Annotated in this window: 18 protein-coding genes; 8 read left to right on the top strand and 10 right to left on the bottom strand. The window is 45.1% G+C overall.

Annotated elements, in window-relative coordinates; all coding sequences use genetic code 11:
* The first annotated feature begins 20 nt into the window (after positions 1-20).
* A complete protein-coding gene (locus tag AB4Z45_RS14225) occupies positions 21-2,174 on the top strand; it encodes a YhgE/Pip domain-containing protein (RefSeq protein ID WP_441909996.1) in 2,154 nt (717 codons plus the stop codon).
* A gap of 81 nt (positions 2,175-2,255) precedes the next feature.
* The gene (locus tag AB4Z45_RS14220; RefSeq protein WP_339205551.1) at positions 2,256-2,822 is read left to right on the top strand and encodes a beta-class carbonic anhydrase; all 567 of its coding nucleotides are present in this window, start codon (positions 2,256-2,258) and stop codon (positions 2,820-2,822) included.
* A gap of 72 nt (positions 2,823-2,894) precedes the next feature.
* Here AB4Z45_RS14220 and AB4Z45_RS14215 read toward each other — a convergent pair whose 3' ends face one another.
* The 4 genes from AB4Z45_RS14215 to AB4Z45_RS14200 all read right to left on the bottom strand — a co-directional run bounded on the left by AB4Z45_RS14215 (position 2,895) and on the right by AB4Z45_RS14200 (position 6,285).
* Positions 2,895-3,377 (bottom strand): GyrI-like domain-containing protein, encoded by a 483-nt coding sequence (locus AB4Z45_RS14215; protein ID WP_441909994.1) that lies wholly within the window; start codon positions 3,375-3,377, stop codon positions 2,895-2,897.
* 65 nt (positions 3,378-3,442) lie between these two features.
* Entirely contained in the window at positions 3,443-4,381 is a 939-nt protein-coding gene (locus tag AB4Z45_RS14210; protein WP_441909992.1) for a helix-turn-helix transcriptional regulator, read from the bottom strand.
* Between the two features lie 29 nt (positions 4,382-4,410).
* Positions 4,411-5,220 (bottom strand): GNAT family N-acetyltransferase, encoded by an 810-nt coding sequence (locus AB4Z45_RS14205; protein ID WP_441909991.1) that lies wholly within the window; start codon positions 5,218-5,220, stop codon positions 4,411-4,413.
* Positions 5,221-5,379: 159 nt separating this feature from the next.
* On the bottom strand, positions 5,380-6,285 hold the full coding sequence (locus AB4Z45_RS14200; protein ID WP_441909989.1) for an NAD(P)/FAD-dependent oxidoreductase: 906 nt from the start codon (positions 6,283-6,285) through the stop codon (positions 5,380-5,382).
* Positions 6,286-6,511: 226 nt separating this feature from the next.
* Between AB4Z45_RS14200 and AB4Z45_RS14195 the strand changes: the two genes are divergently transcribed.
* The 3 genes from AB4Z45_RS14195 to AB4Z45_RS14185 all read left to right on the top strand — a co-directional run bounded on the left by AB4Z45_RS14195 (position 6,512) and on the right by AB4Z45_RS14185 (position 9,412).
* Positions 6,512-7,480, top strand: coding sequence for an MraY family glycosyltransferase (locus tag AB4Z45_RS14195; RefSeq protein WP_144376697.1), 969 nt, complete (start codon positions 6,512-6,514; stop codon positions 7,478-7,480).
* Positions 7,481-8,100: 620 nt separating this feature from the next.
* The gene (locus AB4Z45_RS14190) at positions 8,101-8,649 is read left to right on the top strand and encodes a hypothetical protein (protein WP_441909988.1); all 549 of its coding nucleotides are present in this window, start codon (positions 8,101-8,103) and stop codon (positions 8,647-8,649) included.
* A gap of 247 nt (positions 8,650-8,896) precedes the next feature.
* Positions 8,897-9,412, top strand: coding sequence for a DUF4309 domain-containing protein (locus tag AB4Z45_RS14185; RefSeq protein ID WP_441909987.1), 516 nt, complete (start codon positions 8,897-8,899; stop codon positions 9,410-9,412).
* A gap of 90 nt (positions 9,413-9,502) precedes the next feature.
* On the opposite strand, the gene AB4Z45_RS14180 is transcribed toward AB4Z45_RS14185, so the two are convergent.
* Complete coding sequence (locus tag AB4Z45_RS14180) at positions 9,503-9,883, bottom strand: VOC family protein (protein ID WP_441909986.1); 381 nt, start codon at positions 9,881-9,883, stop codon at positions 9,503-9,505.
* A 160-nt stretch (positions 9,884-10,043) separates the two neighbouring features.
* Complete coding sequence (locus tag AB4Z45_RS14175) at positions 10,044-11,285, bottom strand: hypothetical protein (RefSeq protein WP_441909985.1); 1,242 nt, start codon at positions 11,283-11,285, stop codon at positions 10,044-10,046.
* Between the two features lie 302 nt (positions 11,286-11,587).
* On the opposite strand from AB4Z45_RS14175, the gene AB4Z45_RS14170 reads away from it, so the two are divergent.
* Positions 11,588-13,666 carry an acyltransferase family protein gene (locus AB4Z45_RS14170; protein ID WP_441909984.1) on the top strand — a complete coding sequence of 693 codons (2,079 nt, stop codon included), beginning with the start codon at positions 11,588-11,590 and terminating at the stop codon, positions 13,664-13,666.
* A gap of 58 nt (positions 13,667-13,724) precedes the next feature.
* On the opposite strand, the gene AB4Z45_RS14165 is transcribed toward AB4Z45_RS14170, so the two are convergent.
* The 4 genes from AB4Z45_RS14165 to AB4Z45_RS14150 form a co-directional block, all read right to left on the bottom strand.
* The gene (locus AB4Z45_RS14165) at positions 13,725-15,608 is read right to left on the bottom strand and encodes an ABC transporter permease (RefSeq protein WP_441909983.1); all 1,884 of its coding nucleotides are present in this window, start codon (positions 15,606-15,608) and stop codon (positions 13,725-13,727) included.
* Positions 15,580-16,347, bottom strand: coding sequence for an ABC transporter ATP-binding protein (locus AB4Z45_RS14160; RefSeq protein WP_441909982.1), 768 nt, complete (start codon positions 16,345-16,347; stop codon positions 15,580-15,582). Before AB4Z45_RS14160 ends, AB4Z45_RS14165 begins: the two co-directional genes overlap by 29 nt.
* A 93-nt stretch (positions 16,348-16,440) precedes the next feature.
* Positions 16,441-17,451 (bottom strand): sensor histidine kinase, encoded by a 1,011-nt coding sequence (locus AB4Z45_RS14155; protein ID WP_441909980.1) that lies wholly within the window; start codon positions 17,449-17,451, stop codon positions 16,441-16,443.
* On the bottom strand, positions 17,448-18,155 hold the full coding sequence (locus tag AB4Z45_RS14150; protein WP_441909979.1) for a response regulator transcription factor: 708 nt from the start codon (positions 18,153-18,155) through the stop codon (positions 17,448-17,450). The genes AB4Z45_RS14155 and AB4Z45_RS14150 overlap by 4 nt, the downstream gene beginning before the upstream one ends.
* A 186-nt stretch (positions 18,156-18,341) precedes the next feature.
* On the opposite strand from AB4Z45_RS14150, the gene AB4Z45_RS14145 reads away from it, so the two are divergent.
* Together AB4Z45_RS14145 and AB4Z45_RS14140 are read left to right on the top strand one after the other, a co-directional pair.
* Complete coding sequence (locus AB4Z45_RS14145; RefSeq protein ID WP_441878427.1) at positions 18,342-18,881, top strand: sigma-70 family RNA polymerase sigma factor; 540 nt, start codon at positions 18,342-18,344, stop codon at positions 18,879-18,881.
* 11 nt (positions 18,882-18,892) lie between these two features.
* Entirely contained in the window at positions 18,893-19,903 is a 1,011-nt protein-coding gene (locus AB4Z45_RS14140) for a DUF4179 domain-containing protein (protein WP_441909978.1), read from the top strand.
* Positions 19,904-20,228: the final 325 nt, after the last annotated feature.

Genomic DNA, 20,228 nt, shown 5'->3' with positions numbered 1-20,228 from the left:
ATTGTTGAAGGTGGGAGAACATGGGGCCTATATTCGCTATTTACGCCAAAGATCTTCGCAGTATTTTCCGGAACAGCGCAGCTGCCATCGTCATCGTCGGACTCGCTTTTTTGCCGTCTTTATATGCTTGGTTCAACATTGAAGCATCTTGGGATCCATACGGCCAGACCAGTTCACTTGCCATAACCGTCGTGAACAACGATGAAGGCGCTGTACTGCATGGGACGCCCATCAAAGTTGGAGACGAAATTATAGCCTCCTTGAAGGAAAATAAAAAAATTGGCTGGGTGTTTGTAGAGGGCAACAAGGCCATTGAAGGCGTTAAGCATGGCGACTATTATGCCAGCATCACCATTCCGCCCGATTTTTCTGCCAAAATGGCTACGGTGCTGTCGAACAATCTTCAACAAGCAGAGCTCGATTACGCGGTAAATGAGAAGATCAATGCCGTATCGCCAAAAATCGCCCAGAAGGGTGCGAGCGGCATCATTGAGCAGGTTCGCGCAAGCTTCGTCAAAACCGCTAACGAAACGATTTTTCGTATATTCAATCAAATAGGCATTGAGCTCGAGGAGAACAAACCAGCGATTGAGCAGGTTCGCAGTACTGTATTCAAGCTGGAATCATTATTCCCTCAGATTAATGACGCCGTCGCGCTAGCGGTTACCGATATTGAAAAATCGAAAAAAATCGTTGCAACCGTTCAAACGGAGCTGCCAAAAGCTGCCCAGCTCGCCAAGGACGGCGAAGCTTTCGCCAAGCAGCTCGGTACTTTTTTTGACCAAAGCAAATCGGCGCTCGACACGGCTGGCCCGCTGATTAAACAGGATTTGCAGCTGCTGCTGCAAACGGCCAATTCGGTGGAGGAGCTTGTCGGCATATTACAAGATACGAATATAGATCCTGAAGTGGTAAAAAAGAGCTTGGAGCTGGCAGAGCAGCGCCTGACAAGCTCCATCATCGTCATTGATGGGATGCTGAATTTGCTCGATCGCTTGAATGATTTGGCACCAAGCAAAGTAATCGTGTCGACCATTGATCGACTAAAACAGGTGAACACAAGGTTTCAGCAGCAGCTTACGATTGTTAAGCAAATCCGGTCGGCAGTAGAAAAGGGCGAGAAGCCAGCGCAAACGCTAATTGATCGTCTCGGCACCTTATCCAAGGAAACCTCTTCGTTCTTAACGGACGTGCTGGGCCGTTATGACAGTGAAATTTTACCGCATATCAAACAAGCTGCGGACAAAGCGAAAAAATCCGCTGCAACCGCAGAGTCCATATTAGCGGAAGCAAACAAGGTCATTCCGAGTGCTGCATCCATCGTAAGCGACGCTGCTAAGGGACTAGAACTTGGCGGCAAGGAAATGGCCAACATTCAAAAAAACTTACCCGCAGCAGAGCAAAAAATCAAAGGACTCGCACAGCGGATTCGTGACTTGGAGAAGGAAGGCAATTTAAATGAGCTTGTTGATTTGCTCAAAAATGACGCCGAACGCGAGGGTGCTTTTTTCGCTGAGCCGGTTATATTGAAGGAGAACCGCCTATATCCGATACCAAATTACGGTTCAGCCATGTCCCCATTTTTCACAACGCTATCTCTTTGGGTTGGTGCCTTGCTGCTCGTTTCACTGCTTAGTGTGGACGTCCATTCCACAGCAGAAACCGCATACCGCAGCTATCACGTCTATTTTGGGCGATACCTGACCTTTCTTACCATTGCGATTGTACAGTCGCTGCTTGTTACGATCGGCGATATATGGCTGCTTAAGGCTTATGTCGCAGACAAAATATGGTTTGTGCTGTTTGGCGTTATTTTAAGCGCGGTGTTCATGCTGATTGTGTACACGCTTGTATCCGTATTTGGAAATGTCGGCAAGGCGATGGCTATCGTTCTGCTCGTGCTTCAGCTTGCTGGATCTGGAGGCACGTTCCCAATTCAAGTTACACCGCCTTTTTTTCAAGCGATTCACCCCTTCCTGCCCTTCACCTACGCGATCAGCATGATGCGCGAAGCGGTGGGCGGCATCTTATGGGATATTGTTGCCAGAGATTTAATTGCTCTTGCGCTTTTTGCTGGTGCTGCACTGCTGATTGGCCTAGCTCTGAAGAAATGGATTAACCGCTATTCTACCAAAATGCTGGAAAAAGCAAAGCAAAGCGGATTAATTCATTAGCAAAACATTTGACTAGCCCCCTTTTTCTATGAATAATAAAATAAACAATAGAAAAACGATCTTGGGTTAGGAGGCAATTATATGTCCATGGTTCCACAAATATTAGAGTTTAATAAAAAATTTGTTGAGGAAAAACAATATGAAGCCTATTTGACTGACAAATTTCCCGATAAGAAGATTGCAGTTCTTACTTGTATGGACACTAGACTCGTAGAGCTTTTGCCAAAAGCATTAAATTTAAAAAATGGCGATGCCAAATTTATTAAAAATGCTGGCGCCATTCTGACTCAGCCGTTCGGAAGCGCGATGCGCAGTATCCTGATTGCCGTGTACGAGCTTGGCGCTCGCGAGGTTCTCGTCATTGGCCATCATGGCTGCGGTATGACCAACCTCAATACAGAAGGCATGGTCAGCAAATTCCAAGATCACGGCATCGATCCGCTTGCCATTGAAACGCTAGAAAATTCAGGCATACGCATGGATAAATTTTTGCGGGGCTTCGCAAGTTCCGAAGAAGGCGTCATGCACAGCGTCAAATTGATCCGTAAGCATCCTCTCTTCCCAAAAGACATTCCTGTTCACGGCTTTATACTCGACCCCGAAACGGGCGCTCTGGAGCTTCTCGTACAGGATTATCAAGCAGAGTAATTGAACCATAAGCAAAGAATACAAAAAAACGGTTGTCCTTTCAGCTGAATCAGCCCATAGGACAACCGTTTTTTATTTTATCGCAATATAGATGTCGACTTCCGCATTCGCAGGGTCAAATGTCCGGCCGTCATACAGCTCGTAATCGCCGCCATAAGTGCGCTCAATAGACGAATGCTCGAAAAACGCCCAAATTTCACCCCATGCTTGCGCTACAACTTCATAAACGGGACCCTTCTTCGTTTTAAAAACCATAAATTTAGCCACCGGAACTGTCGCTTGCTCTAGTCCATCCGGCAGCTTGGCTTGTGCATCTGCCCGCTCATGCCCAATAAGCACCGTATAGGCTCCACTAGCATCACTTTCATAATCCGTATACAGCGCATAGATAAGATGACCGTTATTCACCTGTGCTCGTTCTGAGATACCGCTGGTGAAATAAGAATCCCATAGACTGGACAAAAGTCCATTTGCTCCCGCTTCCTGGGCATTCGTCGTGCGCGTTGTTACCCCTATAAGCGTAACTGCTGGTTTTACTGCAATGGTATCATTCATCTGCTGATTCCCCATTTCCTTGGTTTGATCTTATTTTACCGCAGGAAACTGGACAGCTGTCTGTCTTAGTTCTTATAACGGTTAACAATATTTTGAGCTCGCATAATAATTTCCTCCACGAGAGCCTGAGGCTGCTCAACCTTAACCTGATCACCGTAGCTTAGCAGCATCCCATAAAACCAGTCATCTATCGTATGCTTGCCTTCCACACGCAAGCTTCCATCCGCTAATACAGTCACTTGATCCGGATGGAAAGCATCTCCTACACGGTGGCGCACCTGCGGCTGGAAAATAAGCGTTACGATGGTATCGGCATTTTTCGACCATTCTACATCCCATGCGTAACCGTCCAGCGAAGGAGTCTCGCGGCGTTCAAATCTCTCCAGCAAGAGATTCAGCTTCTGTATGCGTGATAAACGGAATACACGGAACTGCTCGCGAAGCGTGCAGTAAGCCTGCAAATACCATATGTTACCTTTCAAAATAAGCGCATACGGCTCAATCACTCGCTCCGTTTCCGTGCCGTTCATGTTAATATAGCTAAGCTCCGCCTTCCGCGTCTCTTCAATCGCCTTCTTGAACAAGTTTACCTTGTCGCGCGCTGCTGGTCCCTGCCCCCAAGGATTCAAATCAAAAACCAAGCTGTCTCCAAGGTGATCGTTCTGAAGCTTATCCGATTTGTGCAGCAATGCTCTTACCTTCTCATGCAAACCAGCATAGGTCGCATCATCCAATGCGGTACCTATGCCTTTGACGGCTGCTATAAGCGACGAGATTTCTGCTAATGTTAAATAGTGACGAGACAGCGTATATTGCTCCATAATCTCGAATCCGCCCGTTGTCCCTTGATGAGCCAATACCGGAATGCCGGACTGGCTTAACGTGTCCATGTCGCGGTAAATTGTTTTTGTCGATACTTCAAAACGATCCGCCAGCTCCTTGGCGCTTATTCGTCCCCGGTTAAGCAGCAGTACCGTCATCGCGAGTAAACGATCAATCTTCAAATCAGTTCCTACTTTCTAAGCTTTTGCATCTACATAAATCTAATTTCAGCAATCGGTCCACTCTGGACAAAACCTATATTTTGATAGACTTTGTTAGCAGCAGGGTTTTTATTATCCGCATACAGCATCGGCTCCCTGTTCTCTTCCTCCAAAATTTCGCAAATTCCCGCTACAACCGCACTTGCATAGCCGTTTCTCCGAAGGACAGACGGCGTATAAACCGCATTGATCCGTCCGTGCCGCGGAGATCGATGAGCGATGTTGGCCATCGCCACTGGAAGCTCATCAACAGACCAGAAATATAAATTGCCTCTCATGACCATTCCCTCTGCAGCGGGCATCTGACTGGCAGGTATAACCGACGCCCCATACGCGTCCTCAGAGAAGCCAGCCAAAAACTCAGCGACAAGCTCTACATGCTGGCGTGTTGCTTGAATCATTTTCCCTTTGACCTTCATGGGCTTAATCACCTTCGGGCATGAATAAGCAGTCATCAACATATAAGCATGATATTGCAGCTGGTTCGCCTCCGCATACATTTTCGCGAACGGTTCTGCCGTAGACGGAGCTCCGCATATACCCGGCAAATCCGTTCCTTCGTAATAAGCGATAAGCTCCTGCATAAGCATATCTCTGCGCTCTTCCGTCATATCCTCCGATAGCCATAACCAAGCGTTATGCCCAGGCGAACCTGCAAAGAGCAGCCGTCCGTCAGACGTCTTCAAGCTCGTTGCGCCTTCCAATGCCGTAATCAAATGAATCAGATTATATTGCAGCTCATCTCGCATAAATGGAAATTGATTTAAAACATGATCATCTGGATGCAGTTTTTCTAACATATGATCCCTCCTTTTCTCGCTGATAATTTTCAGTCCAACACCAATACCCATAATGAGTAGGGATGTAACAACGATGTCTATTATTTGATCCTTATTTTAGCAAAAAAACCTTAATAGGTATAACGATATTGCTGCGTTTATACACGCTCACTTCAGCTGCTAAAATCCAAAATCCTGATGCGATAAATCGGTATTGACCCCAATGGCAGCTTTGCTGCCTTCGCCGGCTGCGACAACCAGCTGTGCAGGTACAATAATAGAAGAATCGCCGGCTGCATATATGCCCCTTATGCTCGTTCTGCCGTAATCGTCCGTAACGAAGCCGCCTGCCTGTGTCATCGCACAGCCGAGCGCTTCTCCGAAGTGCGCTGCTTGGCCCCAAGATGGCGTAACAAAGCCGCCTGTGCGCTCAATCTCGGTGTTATTCGCAAATACGATACGATGAAGGCGGCCATTCTCGCCATGGAGAGCTTTAATTTTTTGCTGCGTCACTTGAATCCCTCTTTGGCCTAGTTGACCGATCTGCTGCGAGCTAAGGCTGTTCATTCCATTCGTACAAACGACTACATTACGACTCCAGTTAAACACCGTTTTCGCCAAATTGAAAATATTCGAGCCCTCCGAAATGACGACGAGCGGTTGATCACGCAGCTCCCAGCCATCGCAGTATGGGCAGCTGAACAGGCTTCTTCCATAAAAATCTCGTATGCCGGGAATAGCAGGCAAAGATTCCTTCAGACCTGCTGCCAAAATAAGCGTGCGAGCGTGATAAATAACACCGTTGCTTGTCATCAGATGGAAGCCCATCTCGCTTCGCTGCACCTCCGTCACTTTGTCAGGCTTAATGGTAACCGAAGGATACTGGGCAATATCTGCATGGGCTAATCGACGAAGCTCGCGCGGCTCAATGCCATCTCGCGTGATGAAGCCATGCGACTCATGGGTTACCGCGTTTCTAGGCTTATTGTGATCAAATACAATAACAACTCTTCGCGATCTGCCCAGCACGAGCGCTGCATTTAAACCAGCAGGCCCGCCGCCGATGATGGCACAATCCAGCTTCATATCTATCGCTCCCTTATCAGTTGAACTATTAACAAGCCGATACGTTTAAACAAATTATCGCTTATCTTTATTCAATCTGGGCAGGAAGGATGCATCTTGATTATGTAATAAAGGGCGTGCTGCAGGCAGCTTCTAAAGATTAATATCTTCTCACTTATGTAATCTCCAATCGACAATTTTCTTCACGAATTGTATAATTCTGTTGTTCCTTCATTAACTAACGGTGGTGACTATTATTTTATATGCAATCTCTTTGTTAGTTTCCTTTGCTATCGTTTATTTCTTAATTCCTCCGTTTGCAAAGCTTGCTTTCCGTCTTGATTTTGTGGACAAGCCCCGCAAGGATGTTGAGCGAAAACTTCATAGGGAACCGATCCCTCTTACTGCTAGCTATGTTATTTTCATCGGATTCTTCTTTACTTATTTGCTCGTAACAAGAGATTTCTCCCTGCAAACTGGCGCCATATTTCTAGGCGGCGTACTGCTTCTCTTCATCGGCACGGTTGATGATTGGTACAAGACGAAAGGCAAAGACTTTCCGTCGCTTCCTAAATTTATCGTCCAAATATCAGCAGCGGTGCTCGTTTATGCTTCTGGCATCGCATTTACCGGCTTTTACAATCCGCTATCAGGCGAATATGTACTGCTTCCCGTTATTTTGCAGTTTACGCTTACGATTTTGTGGATCTTTGGCGTAACGACGGTCATTAACTTCTCCGATGGCATGGACGGGCTCGCTGGCGGACTATCGGCGATTTCTGCCGTAACGCTGTTCGTTGTAGCACTGGCCAAAGGACAATCCAATTCCGCCATCATGGCTATTATTTTAGTAGGTGTCACCATTGCGTACCTGCGATATAACAAACCTCCTGCAAAAATCTTTATGGGCGATGCTGGAGCTACCTTCCTTGGGTTTATTTTGGCGGTCATTGCACTAGACGGCGCATTTAAGCAAGCTACCGTGATGTCGTTGTTTATCCCAATTCTGGCGCTCGGCGTACCGATCTTCGATAATATATTCGTTGTCGTGAAGCGCATGCTGCAAGGCAAAGCCATCTATCAGGCAGATGCCAGCCAAGCGCATTATCGCTTGCTGCGGGCCGGCCTCAATCATAAGCAGGTCGTCATGTTCCTATGCTTGGTCAGCACATGCTTATGTTTATCATCTATCATTTTACTGCTTGTTCAGATATAAGGAATAGGGATGCTCTCAAGCGAATTTATTCGCTTAAGAGCATCCCTTTTTTTGTTTGACTATGTTCAATCTTATTATTCACGAACAAATATGAGTATACGAAAGGATATAATAATGGGTAGTAGATGAATTGGCATGGCGTTATTATTTAAACTAGCGCCATTATTTAGACAGCAAGGAATACAACGTCGAAAAAGAGAAACATGGTTTCGAATTTTCAATATTATGATTCAACAGTTTTTGCCTTATTTTTTTGTGGAGCATTCCCTTTTTAGTTGTTGTATTGGGGATAATTTTTATAAAAAAACGTAGTTATAAAATTTCGTTAATCTCATTCTTAGTTGGAACCATATTTATTTCTTTAATGATTCCTGTCCTTTTTGAATAAAGCTAATTAGCCCATCCCCGCTAAATCTCGAACATAATTTAATTTATTGATGAAACATTTCCTCCTGTTACGCAGTCTGATTAATTAGCAAATATTTCAAGCGGATGGCGGGTGCTTCATGAACAGAGCTCTATCTGTATTAAGTATCGTTATGCTGATTATGTTGATCTCATCAGGATGCGCACTCCCTAAATAAGCTTCTACACATTCCAATGGAACAGAAAAACCGACGGTGATCGCCGAAGCAGCTGTCGATTATGACCAAGACGGCGAAGAAGAAAAGCTTTATGTGCGCATGATGTCTGGCGAGTCTAACGAGGAGAAGGAAATAGGCCCTAATATGGGGACATACTGGGAAGGGGAATTTCGTCTGGAGCTGATTGCTAAAGACGGCACGCTCTTGCATGCTTTAGACTTAAATCCTACATTCAACAGCGGACCGCTAATTTTCAATCAGAGCCGCCAATTTGTTATTTCTTTTGCAGACTATAACAACGATGGCAGCCTCGACTTTTCAATCGGCCAATCCTTTACCTCGAACGGCTCAACTTTTAATTTGTATTCTCTCTTGCCAGAAGGCATCGCTGTCTTGCATCAAGGCTTGTTCACGGCTGACAACAGCTATTCCACCCTATACGAAAAAGCCGGAAATACCTCATTTATTAATCGTTATTACGACATGGACAAAGGGAAAGAAGCGCAAACGCTTTACACTTGGCAAGGCGAGCGCTTTGTTCGCACGGAATGCGAGGGGTGTGAGCTAAAAACAGGCGATACTTAGAAATCGAAATGCTCACTATCGTCCATGGGATTCAGACTTAATTGTGAGGCCAAGCACGACCACACCTCACTCACCAAGCCTTTTCACAACACCGCTTACTTGTCCCAGCATAGAAAGCGGGTCCTCCCTCAGCCAGTCCTCAGACACCTTGAACACTTGACCTAGCTTGACGGCGCGAAGCTCTTAAAACATTACATTTACTCGGCCCGTTTAGAGTTATATCGAGTGAACTATTGGAGGCGTTTCTATGATAAGTAGGATAAGCAAAACCACTGGAATATGCCTTTTACTATCGATGCTCCTCCTCTCCGCCTGTGCGAAAGCCGAAGAACCTGAAACGCGTCAAATAGAAACGGGTAAAGGGAATGCGTGTCGATTTAGCCTCGACAGCGAGCTTCTAGAAACAGCCGAAAAAGGGCAGCTTAAGGGCTTAAAAGTGAATTTAAACCAATCTAGAAGCGAACTAGAGCAAGCCTATGGACAGCCTGACGAAGTTGGGTTTGAAAATGCTGATTATTTAAAATATGATAACTGCTACTTCTATATTTGGGACGAAAATAAGATAGGTGTAATCGATATAAAAATAAACGAATCCGTAGAAGAGGTTAAAAAGGTTTTGGGAGAACCAGATTCCGAAGGCAATTCTGATGGCGGGTATGATGAATATGGCCTTAGTTATACAACAGGAGATTATTCTTTATATTTTATGTACGAGGACGCGGCATCAACTGAAGGGATTGTTCGAATAAAGAGTATGAATTAACTTGTATTGAAAGAACAGCGGCAGTCTCGAAAGACTGCCGCTGTTTGGTAGAGCATTCGTTTCCTAACACACTGAAAAGGGCGGGGAAAATTACTTTTTCTCCATTACAGCAAAGTAGTTTGCTTCATCATCTGCAAAGTTGAATACTCTTCCAGAAGGCATCGTTACAATGTCACCGACAGTGACATTTTTATTGGACAAGTCGCCATGCAGCTGTTCGAAGTGTTCCGTAAAAAACATTAAAGATGGTGTACCAAGATTTAATCCTGGTGACATTTTTGCAACGAATTCCTTATTATGTAGAATGATCGTTGTTTCTGAATCCTTTGTAGGAGCAATTTCAATATATCGAAACCCTTGGCCGTTATTTTCTTCAGAAATGACTTGAAAACCTACTTTTTCTGTCCAAAATTCCACTGCCTTATCTTGGTTATCTACATACAGCATGATTTGACCGACTTTACTAATCATTGATTGTTCCACTCCCTTGTTTAAGTAATTATCATAATTGAACTGGGCGTTCCTCAGCCAGCTTGTCTCCATTACCTCCATATATTATAGCATGTAGAATAGGTTATCAATTGAGCATATTCTGATCTTTGCCGCATACGTTATGATGCACATGAAACACTCAATAGAATGCAATCACCTCAGACCAGTCCCATTGTCCATAATAAGAATCTGCTTGGTCGATACCTTTTATCCATTCCACTGCATGGTGTCCATCTATGTCCGCCATGATTACATTTGCTGTAGTATGATCATCCCTCACCCAAAAGAGCTTCGAATGAAGAACTACCGGGTTATAAGCGCCATACTTTCGGGAGGGCTTTGTCATATGTTTTTGCACGCCATTATTCAGCTCCACCCTTACTAAGTAAGGAAATGCTGCACGGCGCTGATCACCATCTGGTTTAGACTCCGCTGCTCTCGACACAATAATATGCTGCAAATCCTGCCAAACAAATGCTTGATCAACGAAATGCTTAGGCGTGTACGCAGCCCCCTTCTCAGATGTCACTTCCAGCACCTTCAGCTGTTTGTTACTGGTGGCCTCGCGCCCGATCCCTGCAATGTAAGCGAGCCGGCTGCCGCTCTTTGCCCATGAGAACCACTGGGGATTATTCACCATCTCATCAAGTGTTCGAAAAACAACGCCGTCAGTTGAAATCACACAGAGGATGTTGCTATCGGCCGATAACGACGCGGTTGGCTTAGCAAGAAATGCGATCCATCGACCATCAGCGGACCATTTGAACTCACTCGTGCCGACTGCAAAAAAATCGTCAGATGGTGCTGGCAGCACATGAACGGTTGTATAGGTGCGAGGATCGTCCATTGTACGAAGTGGCATTTGATAAAGATGGATCGGCGTCCATCCATCCGGGAGCAGCTCTGACTGTGAAGAAGCAAAAAAACCTTTACCATATGGCAGCCATGAGAAATTATCTATGGCTGCCGCGGAACCAAGCGGTTTGTCCGGCGAGCTCGCATCAACGTATTGCAGTTGATCCTTTATCTGATAGGCCAGCAGCTTATTCTTCGGTGCCCATTGAAAATTTTTGCCGACATTTGCAGCGACGAGCTTGCTCTTGCCTGTTGGCAAATGCAGCACCCATAGCTCTTGCTCTGCATCTCCCTGCGTATATGCAAGCCATTCTCCATCGAATGACCACTTGGGATTTCGCACAAAAGGTCCGCTTACAAGCTTCTTCTCCACTTGACCTGTCTTTAGCCAAAGCTCGCCATTTCGCACAAAAGCAGCCCTTAGAAGTTGTTCTTGTTCCCCATTCGGTGCCGCTGCAATATCTGCTCCACTCGTCATAAACAACAACGCAAGAAACGAAGCGATCCAAAATTTTACGATTCTCATCTAGGGAACCTCCCAAAAAAATACTTGTGGTTACGGTTCCCTTTACTGGTGGAAACATGCATTTATTAGTTCTGTAACTTTTCATTTTTTTTGTTTCCAGTTTGATACCGATTTGTAACTGTTCTGTTACGAATTATTTTAGCTGCCGCCATATAATTGATTTACAACGATTCATCATCCAGAGGGGCTGAACACCATTTTTACCATCGGTATTATTCGTAATCATCGCTTTTTCCACCGTCTTATTCTCATCGACCTTGCTGCAATTCTCCCCATTTCATTCATTGTAGGAGGATTCCGCCATGCCTAAACCAATCGGCAACAGTAGTCGCTATATGCCGGGACTGGATGGCTTGCGCGCCATTGCCGTTCTTGCCGTCATTGCTTATCACTTGAACTTGCAATGGGTACCGGGCGGACTGCTCGGTGTTACTATGTTTTTTGTCCTCTCTGGATATTTAATCACGGACATTTTGCTGAAACAGCTTCATCCTTCCAAGAAATTAGATCTCAAAACGTTTTTTATTCGCCGAGCTAGGCGATTGCTGCCTGCGATGTTCCTCATGATAGCTGTCGTTTCATTATGGCTGTTGATTAGTGATACAGGCCGGTTATTGTCTCTAAAAGGCGATATCGGGTCAGCTCTTCTTTATATAAGCAACTGGTATCTTATTTTCCATGAGATTTCCTATTTCGAGAGCTTCGGCCCCGCTTCTCCGTTCGGCCATTTGTGGTCGCTTGCAGTGGAAGAACAATTTTATTTATTGTGGCCCCTCGTGCTGTTAGCCGTTATCCGCTTCTCTCCAAAACGGGGCAAACTTGCACTGTGGACACTGGCGGCAGCTGCGGTATCAGCTGGTGCGATGATCCTACTTTACCAGCCGGGTGTTGATCCAAGCCGTGTCTACTATGGGACGGACACCAGAGCATTCTCCCTTCTCATAGGGGCAGCGCTTGCTATCGTTTGGCCGAGTTGGAAGCTGTCATCGACCTTGTCTGCACGCAGCCGCATGCTTATGGATGCTGTAGGCACGTTCGGCTTCGTCATCATTTTGGTTATGATTAATCAGACCAATGAGTATGATTCTTTTCTCTATCGCGGAGGCATGGTGCTGTTCTCCCTTGCTACTGCGGTTGTCGTGGCTGCACTCGCCCATCCCGCAAGTAAATTCGCAAATGTAATCGGGAGCAAAGTACTCGCTTGGATCGGCGTCCGTTCCTACGGCATTTATTTATACCATTATCCAATTATCGTGTTAACGACTCCAACAGCCGAGAGCGGAGAGCTGCATCCTGTAAGAGCACTTATTCAAGTAATCCTAACGTTCGTACTTGCTGAGCTTTCTTGGCGGTTTATAGAGGAGCCTATAAGACATGGTGCGCTTGGAAAAATATATTCTTTGTTTAAACAGCAAACCACGCAGCGAATTGGACTCAAAAAAGCCAGCAGCTATCTCGCTGTGCTTGTCATTGTTTTCTCAAGCGTATCCTGCACAAGCAGTGTGAATTTGCAATCAGCCAGCGGCGATAGCAAAAACAATGAAACCTCTGTAGTTGCGCCCGCCAAGCCGAATGTTTCGGAGGAAGCTTCTCCAGGCAAAGATCGTGAACAAGGCAAGACTGGACAAAATGAGGCTGTGATCGAGCCGAAGCCAGCTGAACCAGAAAAACAAACGCCTCCGCAAGCGTCGGAGCAACCTGGTCAATCTAATACGGCTCCGGGTACAGGTAAGGATAAAACCGAACCGTCTATCACCGATCCCGAGCAGCCGAAAGTTGATACCATTGTGAACGGTACCGATGGCAGTAAGCCAAAGCCTGTACCAACTGTTAATGACAAACCAACCAGCAATCCCGTACAGGGAAACAAAGATCAGAAGCCTGTACCAGACAAACCGACTGTCACCCCTATCGATCAAAACAGCGTGACAGCAATCGGTGATTCCGTCCTATTGGATGCTGAACCATTCCTAGAGAAGCTGGTTCCGGGTATCGTGGTTGATGGAAAAATAGGAAGACAGTTTGGGCAGGCATTAGATGTGATCGAGGGCTTGAAAAAAAATAACCAGCTTGGAAATACGGTTGTCATTCAGCTCGGAACGAACGGTGCCTTTACGACAAAACAGATGAATGAGCTTCTTGACACGTTAGGCACAGAGCGTCAAATCATATTCATCAATACGCGTGTCCCGCGCAAATGGCAGGATTCCGTAAATAAAATGCTCGCGGCCACAGCGAAAAAGACGGAGAACGTGACCATTGTAGACTGGTATACAGCAAGCAAAGGGAAAAAGGACTTTTTTGCCGCTGATGGCGTGCATTTGAAAAAGCATGGAGCACAGTTTTATGCAGACCTGCTTGTTAAAGCATTAGACAAATAAAGAAGAGTGCTTTGGAGGTGTTATCACCTCTGAAGCACTCTTTATTAATTATGCTCAATTAGGCAAGCGCCATCTTTACCTGCCTAATATAGAAGAAACGAACGATGAAGAAGTAAATGACTTGAACGATAAAAAATAGGCCAAGCACGAGTATGGATTCCTTGAGCAGCGAGTATTTAAACATGTTGGATAGTGTCATGAGGGCAACAGCCCCATGTACTAATGCCACCACGATTGGCGCAAAGAATAGCAATATCATTTGTCGATTCAGTATTTTTGCAAGCTCTTTGTCGCTCAGACCCATTTTCGAAACCGCTTTGAACTTCTGCCTGTCATCATCCAAATCGCTGTACAGGCGGAAATAGAGAAAACTGCCTGCGGAGACAAAAAACACGACTCCGATAAACAAACCAATGAACAGTATCGGGCCAAAGCGCTCGCTTAACACGGAATTTTGAAATTCAAGCGCGTAAAACTCATATTTATCGCTATAGGGAATGAGATTCGTAAGCTTGCCGCCTGCCTTTATGGCTTCTTTCTGCCGCAGTGGTCCATGCCATGCATAATAATGGCTCTCTTGTACTGGAGGCTGGAGTTTTGCAAATTGTTCATCCGATACAATGAAATAGCCGCTGAAGCCATGTACCGCTGGCGATACAACAGCTCGATTGGCTTCAATCACAACACTAGGCTGCAGCGTAAATGGCTCGTTAAGCATTGCTTTACCCGCTCGCGACATCCCAAAGTCGACAACCGCTGCTTTGCCGCCTGAAAGCTTAATCTTATCTATTTTCATTAATTCGGCCAAATGGTTATAGTCGGATTGCTTAACCACTACAATCATTTTATCGCTATTGGAGGCCTTGTAATAACCAAGCTTAAGCATTGCTTTTTCATTTGCGATGTTCGATTCTTTCAGCGTGCGATCAATCTGCTCCATATGCTTTTGCTCGCTGCTATCACCATCCATTGTTGTCTGGTAGGTGAATAGATAAGGATTTCCCTTAACATTATCTCCACCGATGATGGATTGAAATCCGTAAAGCGAGCCTATCGCACAAAACGAGACAGTGGAAATAATAGCGACCAGAAAAAACGAGCGCGCGTTGTCCTTCAAGCGGTAGGCGAGATCGGAAAAAAGCAGCATATTCGTTTTGAGCCAAAAAATTGATTCCATACTCTTTAGCTTCCGAATGATATAGACGCTAAGCTGTGTAAACAGCAGGTAGGTGCCAATGCAAACCATGATCGTAACCGGAATAAGCAGAAAAATTGCCTCTGTGCCATCGGCTCGCAAACTAAGAAAGTAGCTTGCTCCAATCAGGATTGGTACCAGCATGGAAAGAAGGAAGGATGACTTCGGCTCGCTTTTCGCTTGCTTGTTTGCCTTTAATAGCGTCACCAGCTTCCCGCTGCGCAGTACGGTGGAAATAAAAAAAGAGATGAGAATAAATAGAATTAAAAATGAAACCAGAGTGAGAACAATAGCCTTATAAGGAATATAAAAGGATAGCTTTTCGTTGATGGTAAGAACATTTTCCCCTGCAAGCAAAATCGCCTTTGCAAACACAAGCCCCAAACCAATGCCTCCGATAATGGCAAATATGCCAATAATCATATTTTCCAAAAAAATCATCAGACGGAGCTGGACAGTGGTCATGCCCTGCATGATCATCAGCCCAAATTCTCTTTTGCGCGATTGTAGAAATGCACTCATGGAGTACAGAACAAAAAAGAAGGAAAATACATAAATAATCCACTTGGATACAGAAAGCGCAAACGTAGCGCTGGAATGAATGTTTTCCCCGCTAAGGACAGGGTGATATGCAAAGATCGAAAAAGTAAAGAAAACCATCACCGTAAATAGACTGCTGAGAAAATAACCTGCATAAAGCCGTTTGTTGCGAGTGACGTTACGGAATGCGAACTGGCGAAACGTCATGATGATATCCTCCTAACAGCGAAAGCGTATCGATAATTTTTTGGAAGAAGGTTTGACGATTGTCACCCCGATGGATTTCCGTATAGAATTTGCCGTCCTTAATGAAAACAACGCGATTGCAATAACTAGCAGCCACCGCATCATGCGTGACCAGCATCATTGTTGCTTTCTGCTCGCGGTTAATTTTCTCCAGCAGTTCCATAACATCCTTCGCTGCTTTGGAGTCAAGATTTCCTGTCGGCTCATCTGCCAGCAGCAGCTTAGGGGAATGAATCATAGCCCTTGCTATCGCTGCCCGCTGTGCCTGCCCCCCAGATATTTCATACATGCGTTTATCCATAATCTCTGTAATGCCCAGCTTCTCTGCTATGGCTTTTACTTTTTTCTTCATTTCGCTAACCTTGTTGCCATCCAGAGTCAGCGGCAGCACAATATTCTCCTCAACCGTCAAGGTGTGAAGCAGATTGAAATCCTGAAAAACAAATCCAAGCTCACGGCGGCGAAATATAGCTAACTCATTTTTGTCCAGCTTGCTGGTCGTTTTGCCGTGAAAGGATATGTCTCCCGTTGTCGGCTCGTCAATCGTTGCAATTAAGTTCAGCAGCGTTGTTTTCCCGCTTCCAGAGGGACCCATAATCCCAACAAAATCTCCGTCATCAATCGTTAAATTAATGTCGGTCAAAGCTCGGTAGGACATTTTACCTTCATATATTTTACTAACCTGTCTTACATGCAGCATACTTAGATCTCCTTTCAAGAGGAAAACAGTTAATGTGTGATCAGTATACTGTGGACAGTCAGCCGCTAACTATCGATTAGACTTTCACTTTTATTACACGCTTGTAAGCTTCTCATAGGCGGCAAAAACAATACGTACCTCCGTACCCTGATCGACCACTGACGCTAGCTCCATTCCATGTCCAAGACGATCAGCAGCCTCCTTCGTCAGATAGAGCCCCATACCCGTTGATTCGCGCATGCCGCGTCCGTTTTCCCCGGTAAAAAAGGGATCAAATACCCGCTTCATATCCGCAGCAGGAATGCCTACCCCACGATCGATAACCTCAATAACAGCTTCGCTCCCGCGCAAATAACAGGAAATCACGACCTTCTTCCCTTCTGTCTCTTTGCTCGCAGAATATTTAATCGCATTGATGACGAGCTGGGAGAGCATAAAAAACAGCCATTTCTCATCCGTTTCGACCGTTAATTCAGGCGTACTGATGTGAACCTCGGGATAAATCTGATTGCGAATAAAAAGTCGTTTGTTGTCATGGACAACGGCGCTGATGATTTGTGACAAAACAACGGGCTTCACGTGGAAATCCTGTTCGAAGGCGCGGAGCCTAGCCATATAGAGGACCGTATGCAATCCCGAGCGCATTCTCTCCAGCTCCTCACGAATGCTGGCAAACTCAGGCTCATCGATATTTTGAACAGTGAGCTCAATGACCGAAAGAGGTGTTTTCATTTGGTGAACCCATTGGTCCATGAAAACGAGATGCTCCTCCTGCTGTTTCTTTACCGTGTATAATTGCTGCTGATAATGACGGTACTGGGTATGCAACAGTTTCTGGAGCGCCTCCGAGATGGGCGACTGCCCAATTTTCTGAAATGAAGCATCTAGCGATTCTAGAGGCTGACAAAGGCGGAGGTAATAATGTCGCCGACTAAGAAAGTGGTACACAAGGTATCCGCCTAGGATGAAGAAAGCAAGAAAAACAACGTAAAGTGCTGTCTCCAAATTGTGATAGCCATCGAGCCAATAAATCGAAAAAATGATACCCAATTGCAAAAGCTGAACAACAATGAGCAGAGCGTGTTCTCTTATAAACAGTTTCACTTGTCACTTTCCTTCATCCATGTGACGTTCAGCCGATAGCCTGTGCCTCTCACCGTCAGCAAAGCATCTTCGATGCCAAGCTCCTGAAATTTTCTTCTAACGCGGGTAATGTTCACATTCAGCGTATTCTCATCCACGTAAGCCTGATCATCCCACAGCTTCTCAAGCAGAGCCTCGCGGCTGGCAACTCGTGGATATCGCTCAATGAGGCTTTCTACAATGTCGGATTCTTTTTTCGTGAGCGCAATGATTGCAGCTTCTAGCTTCAGCTCCAGCCTTTCGGGATAAAGCATGAGCCCTTCGATTTCGAGAACGCGTTCCTCATATCTGGAGGCATACTCCCCATAGGCACGTCGAAGATGGCTGTGGATTTTGGCCAGCACAATTCCAGAGTGAAACGGCTTCGTGATATAATCATCGCCCCCATTTTCAAGAGCCATGATCTGATCCATTTCACCGTCGCGAGCGGATATAAACAACACCGGGCAGATCGACGCGCTGCGGATTTGCCTGCACCAGTAATAGCCGTCATAACTAGGCAAATTGACATCAAGAAGAACCATGTCCGGCTTGGCTTGATGGAACTCCTCCATGACATGCTGAAAATCGTTTACACGTATCCCTTCATAGCCATATTTCGTTATAGTAGACAGCAGAAGCTCCGCGATTTTCGGATCATCTTCTACAATCATTATTTTGTGCATCTCACTCTCTCCTTGTATGGACCATTAATGTCAAAATAAGAATATTGCAACACTATCTATTATGCTTGATACATTATCGATATGGAAACGGGAAGCTAGCTCTTTTTTTCTCATGTGATAGATTAATGGAATTCTATTCGTATTACCTAGTAGGCGCCAATAATTGTTGCAAGGAGGGGTGAACGGTTGAAACTGACAGAGGACAATGTTGTACAACACATAAAAAACAAAAACGAGAAAGCCATTTCTTTTATTATCCATCAATATGGAGGACTGCTTGCTGCGATAATTAAACGCCATTTGAATGGCCAGCAGCAGGATTACGAGGAATGCCTGGATGATGTGCTGCTTTCAGTATGGAACAATATTTTGCACTTCGATCCAGAGAAAAATGGCTTTAAACAATGGCTTGCAGCGATTGCCAAATATAAAGCAATTGATTATCAAAGAAAACAAATCAAGCTTCACAATCACCAATTTTCGGTTTCCGAAATAGATGATCGCATGCTCAAAACAAGCGAAGCAGCCGGCACAAGCCAAGTAGATGAGCTGTTTGACCAACTATCAGCGCGTGAGCGGGATATTTTCGAAAAATATTACTTAGAGGGAACACCTTCCCATGAAATCGCGGAGCACTATAATGCCAAGGAATCTTGGGTGCACAACAAGCTTTCTAGGGGACGCAAGAAATTGAAAAGCTATCTGCTCAAAAATAATCAAGGGTAAGGAGTGAGACTATGTCGATTTATAAAGAGCTAAATGATCTTAGCCTGGATGTAAGCCAGTATGAAGAACAGGAGCTCACGAGCCTCCAAAAAAAGAGCTGGGACCGACGTGTACGGAGTAAAATTAGAAAACGTAAAACCAATAATAAAAAGAAATATGCAGGCGTTGCGGCGGCCTTTATATTGGCAGTAGGTATTTCAATCAGTACGGGGACTGTGACTTTTGCCAATGTTCCATTCGTCGGAGGGTTGATGGAGCGATTGATGGCAACTAATGCAGATGAGAACGCGGACTACTCTCCGTTCAAAACCGAAATTGGTGCCACTGCTGAAAATAAGTACGGGAAATGGACCTTAGATGAAGCGTTGATTGATAACGGACGTTTGCTTATTAGCTCCACTTTTGAGCCTGCAGAGGGGGTCAAATTTAATTACCAAATGCATCCGATGCCAACCGTACTCATGAATGGACAGAATCTCACTTCAGGAACCGCTGGACAATCCATTAAAGTACATGATTCCATGTATACGGTCTACAATGAGCTGCGAATTTCAGAGCTTCCGATCGGTGAAACGATTGCCTTCCAAATTAGATACGATAATCTAGACTGGAGCATAGATTCGAAAGTGAAGCTGATTGAGAATCCTTGGTCCTTTGACATTAAGGTTCCAACGAATCAATTGGCTGCAACAAGTGAAACGATTGCTTTTAATCAGGATATCTCACTTGGAAACGGACAATCCATTCATCTAAAAAACATGGTCGTATCACCTATTTCAACGATTTTATATTATGACTGGACTGAGCAATCCAACCACATTGCGTTTAAAATCGTCAGTGAAGCCGGGGTGGAGATATTGCCAAACACTGCGGAAATTTCTGCAGAGGGTTCTTATAACCGCTACGTTCCGATTGATTTAAAAGCTGAGAAATACTATTTGGTTCCTTTCGAGAGTTCAGAGAACCCTCATGCTGAGAATCCAGGTAATGTGCCGGAGCAAGCGATACCGATTAATCCATAGCATAGCAGTGGCACCGCATACCGCCAATTCGGCTTCTGAGCGTGGAATTCTTATAAATAGGACTAGAAACTAGTCTTATTTCTCCTTAAATGACCAATTCAGCATAATTAGATATAGAAACTAGTCTTATTTCTCAACGCATCCCGCTATTTCGGCTCACGAGCGTGGAATTGTCAAAAATGAGGGTGTCCCAAAAGCCATAGGCTTTAGAGGCACCCTCTTCAAAGTTTTGAAATCTGTAAAAAACAAAGAAACCAACCTTTGGTAAAATGGAGGTACCACCCAACCATCTTCGAAAGGAAGGTTTCTATGTACATTCAATATA

The sequence above is a fragment of the Paenibacillus sp. MCAF9 genome, from assembly GCF_052114265.1.
GTDB lineage: Bacteria > Bacillota > Bacilli > Paenibacillales > Paenibacillaceae > Pristimantibacillus.
Note: the sequence above shows the minus strand (reverse complement) of the source record. Positions and strands in the feature narration are given on the sequence as shown.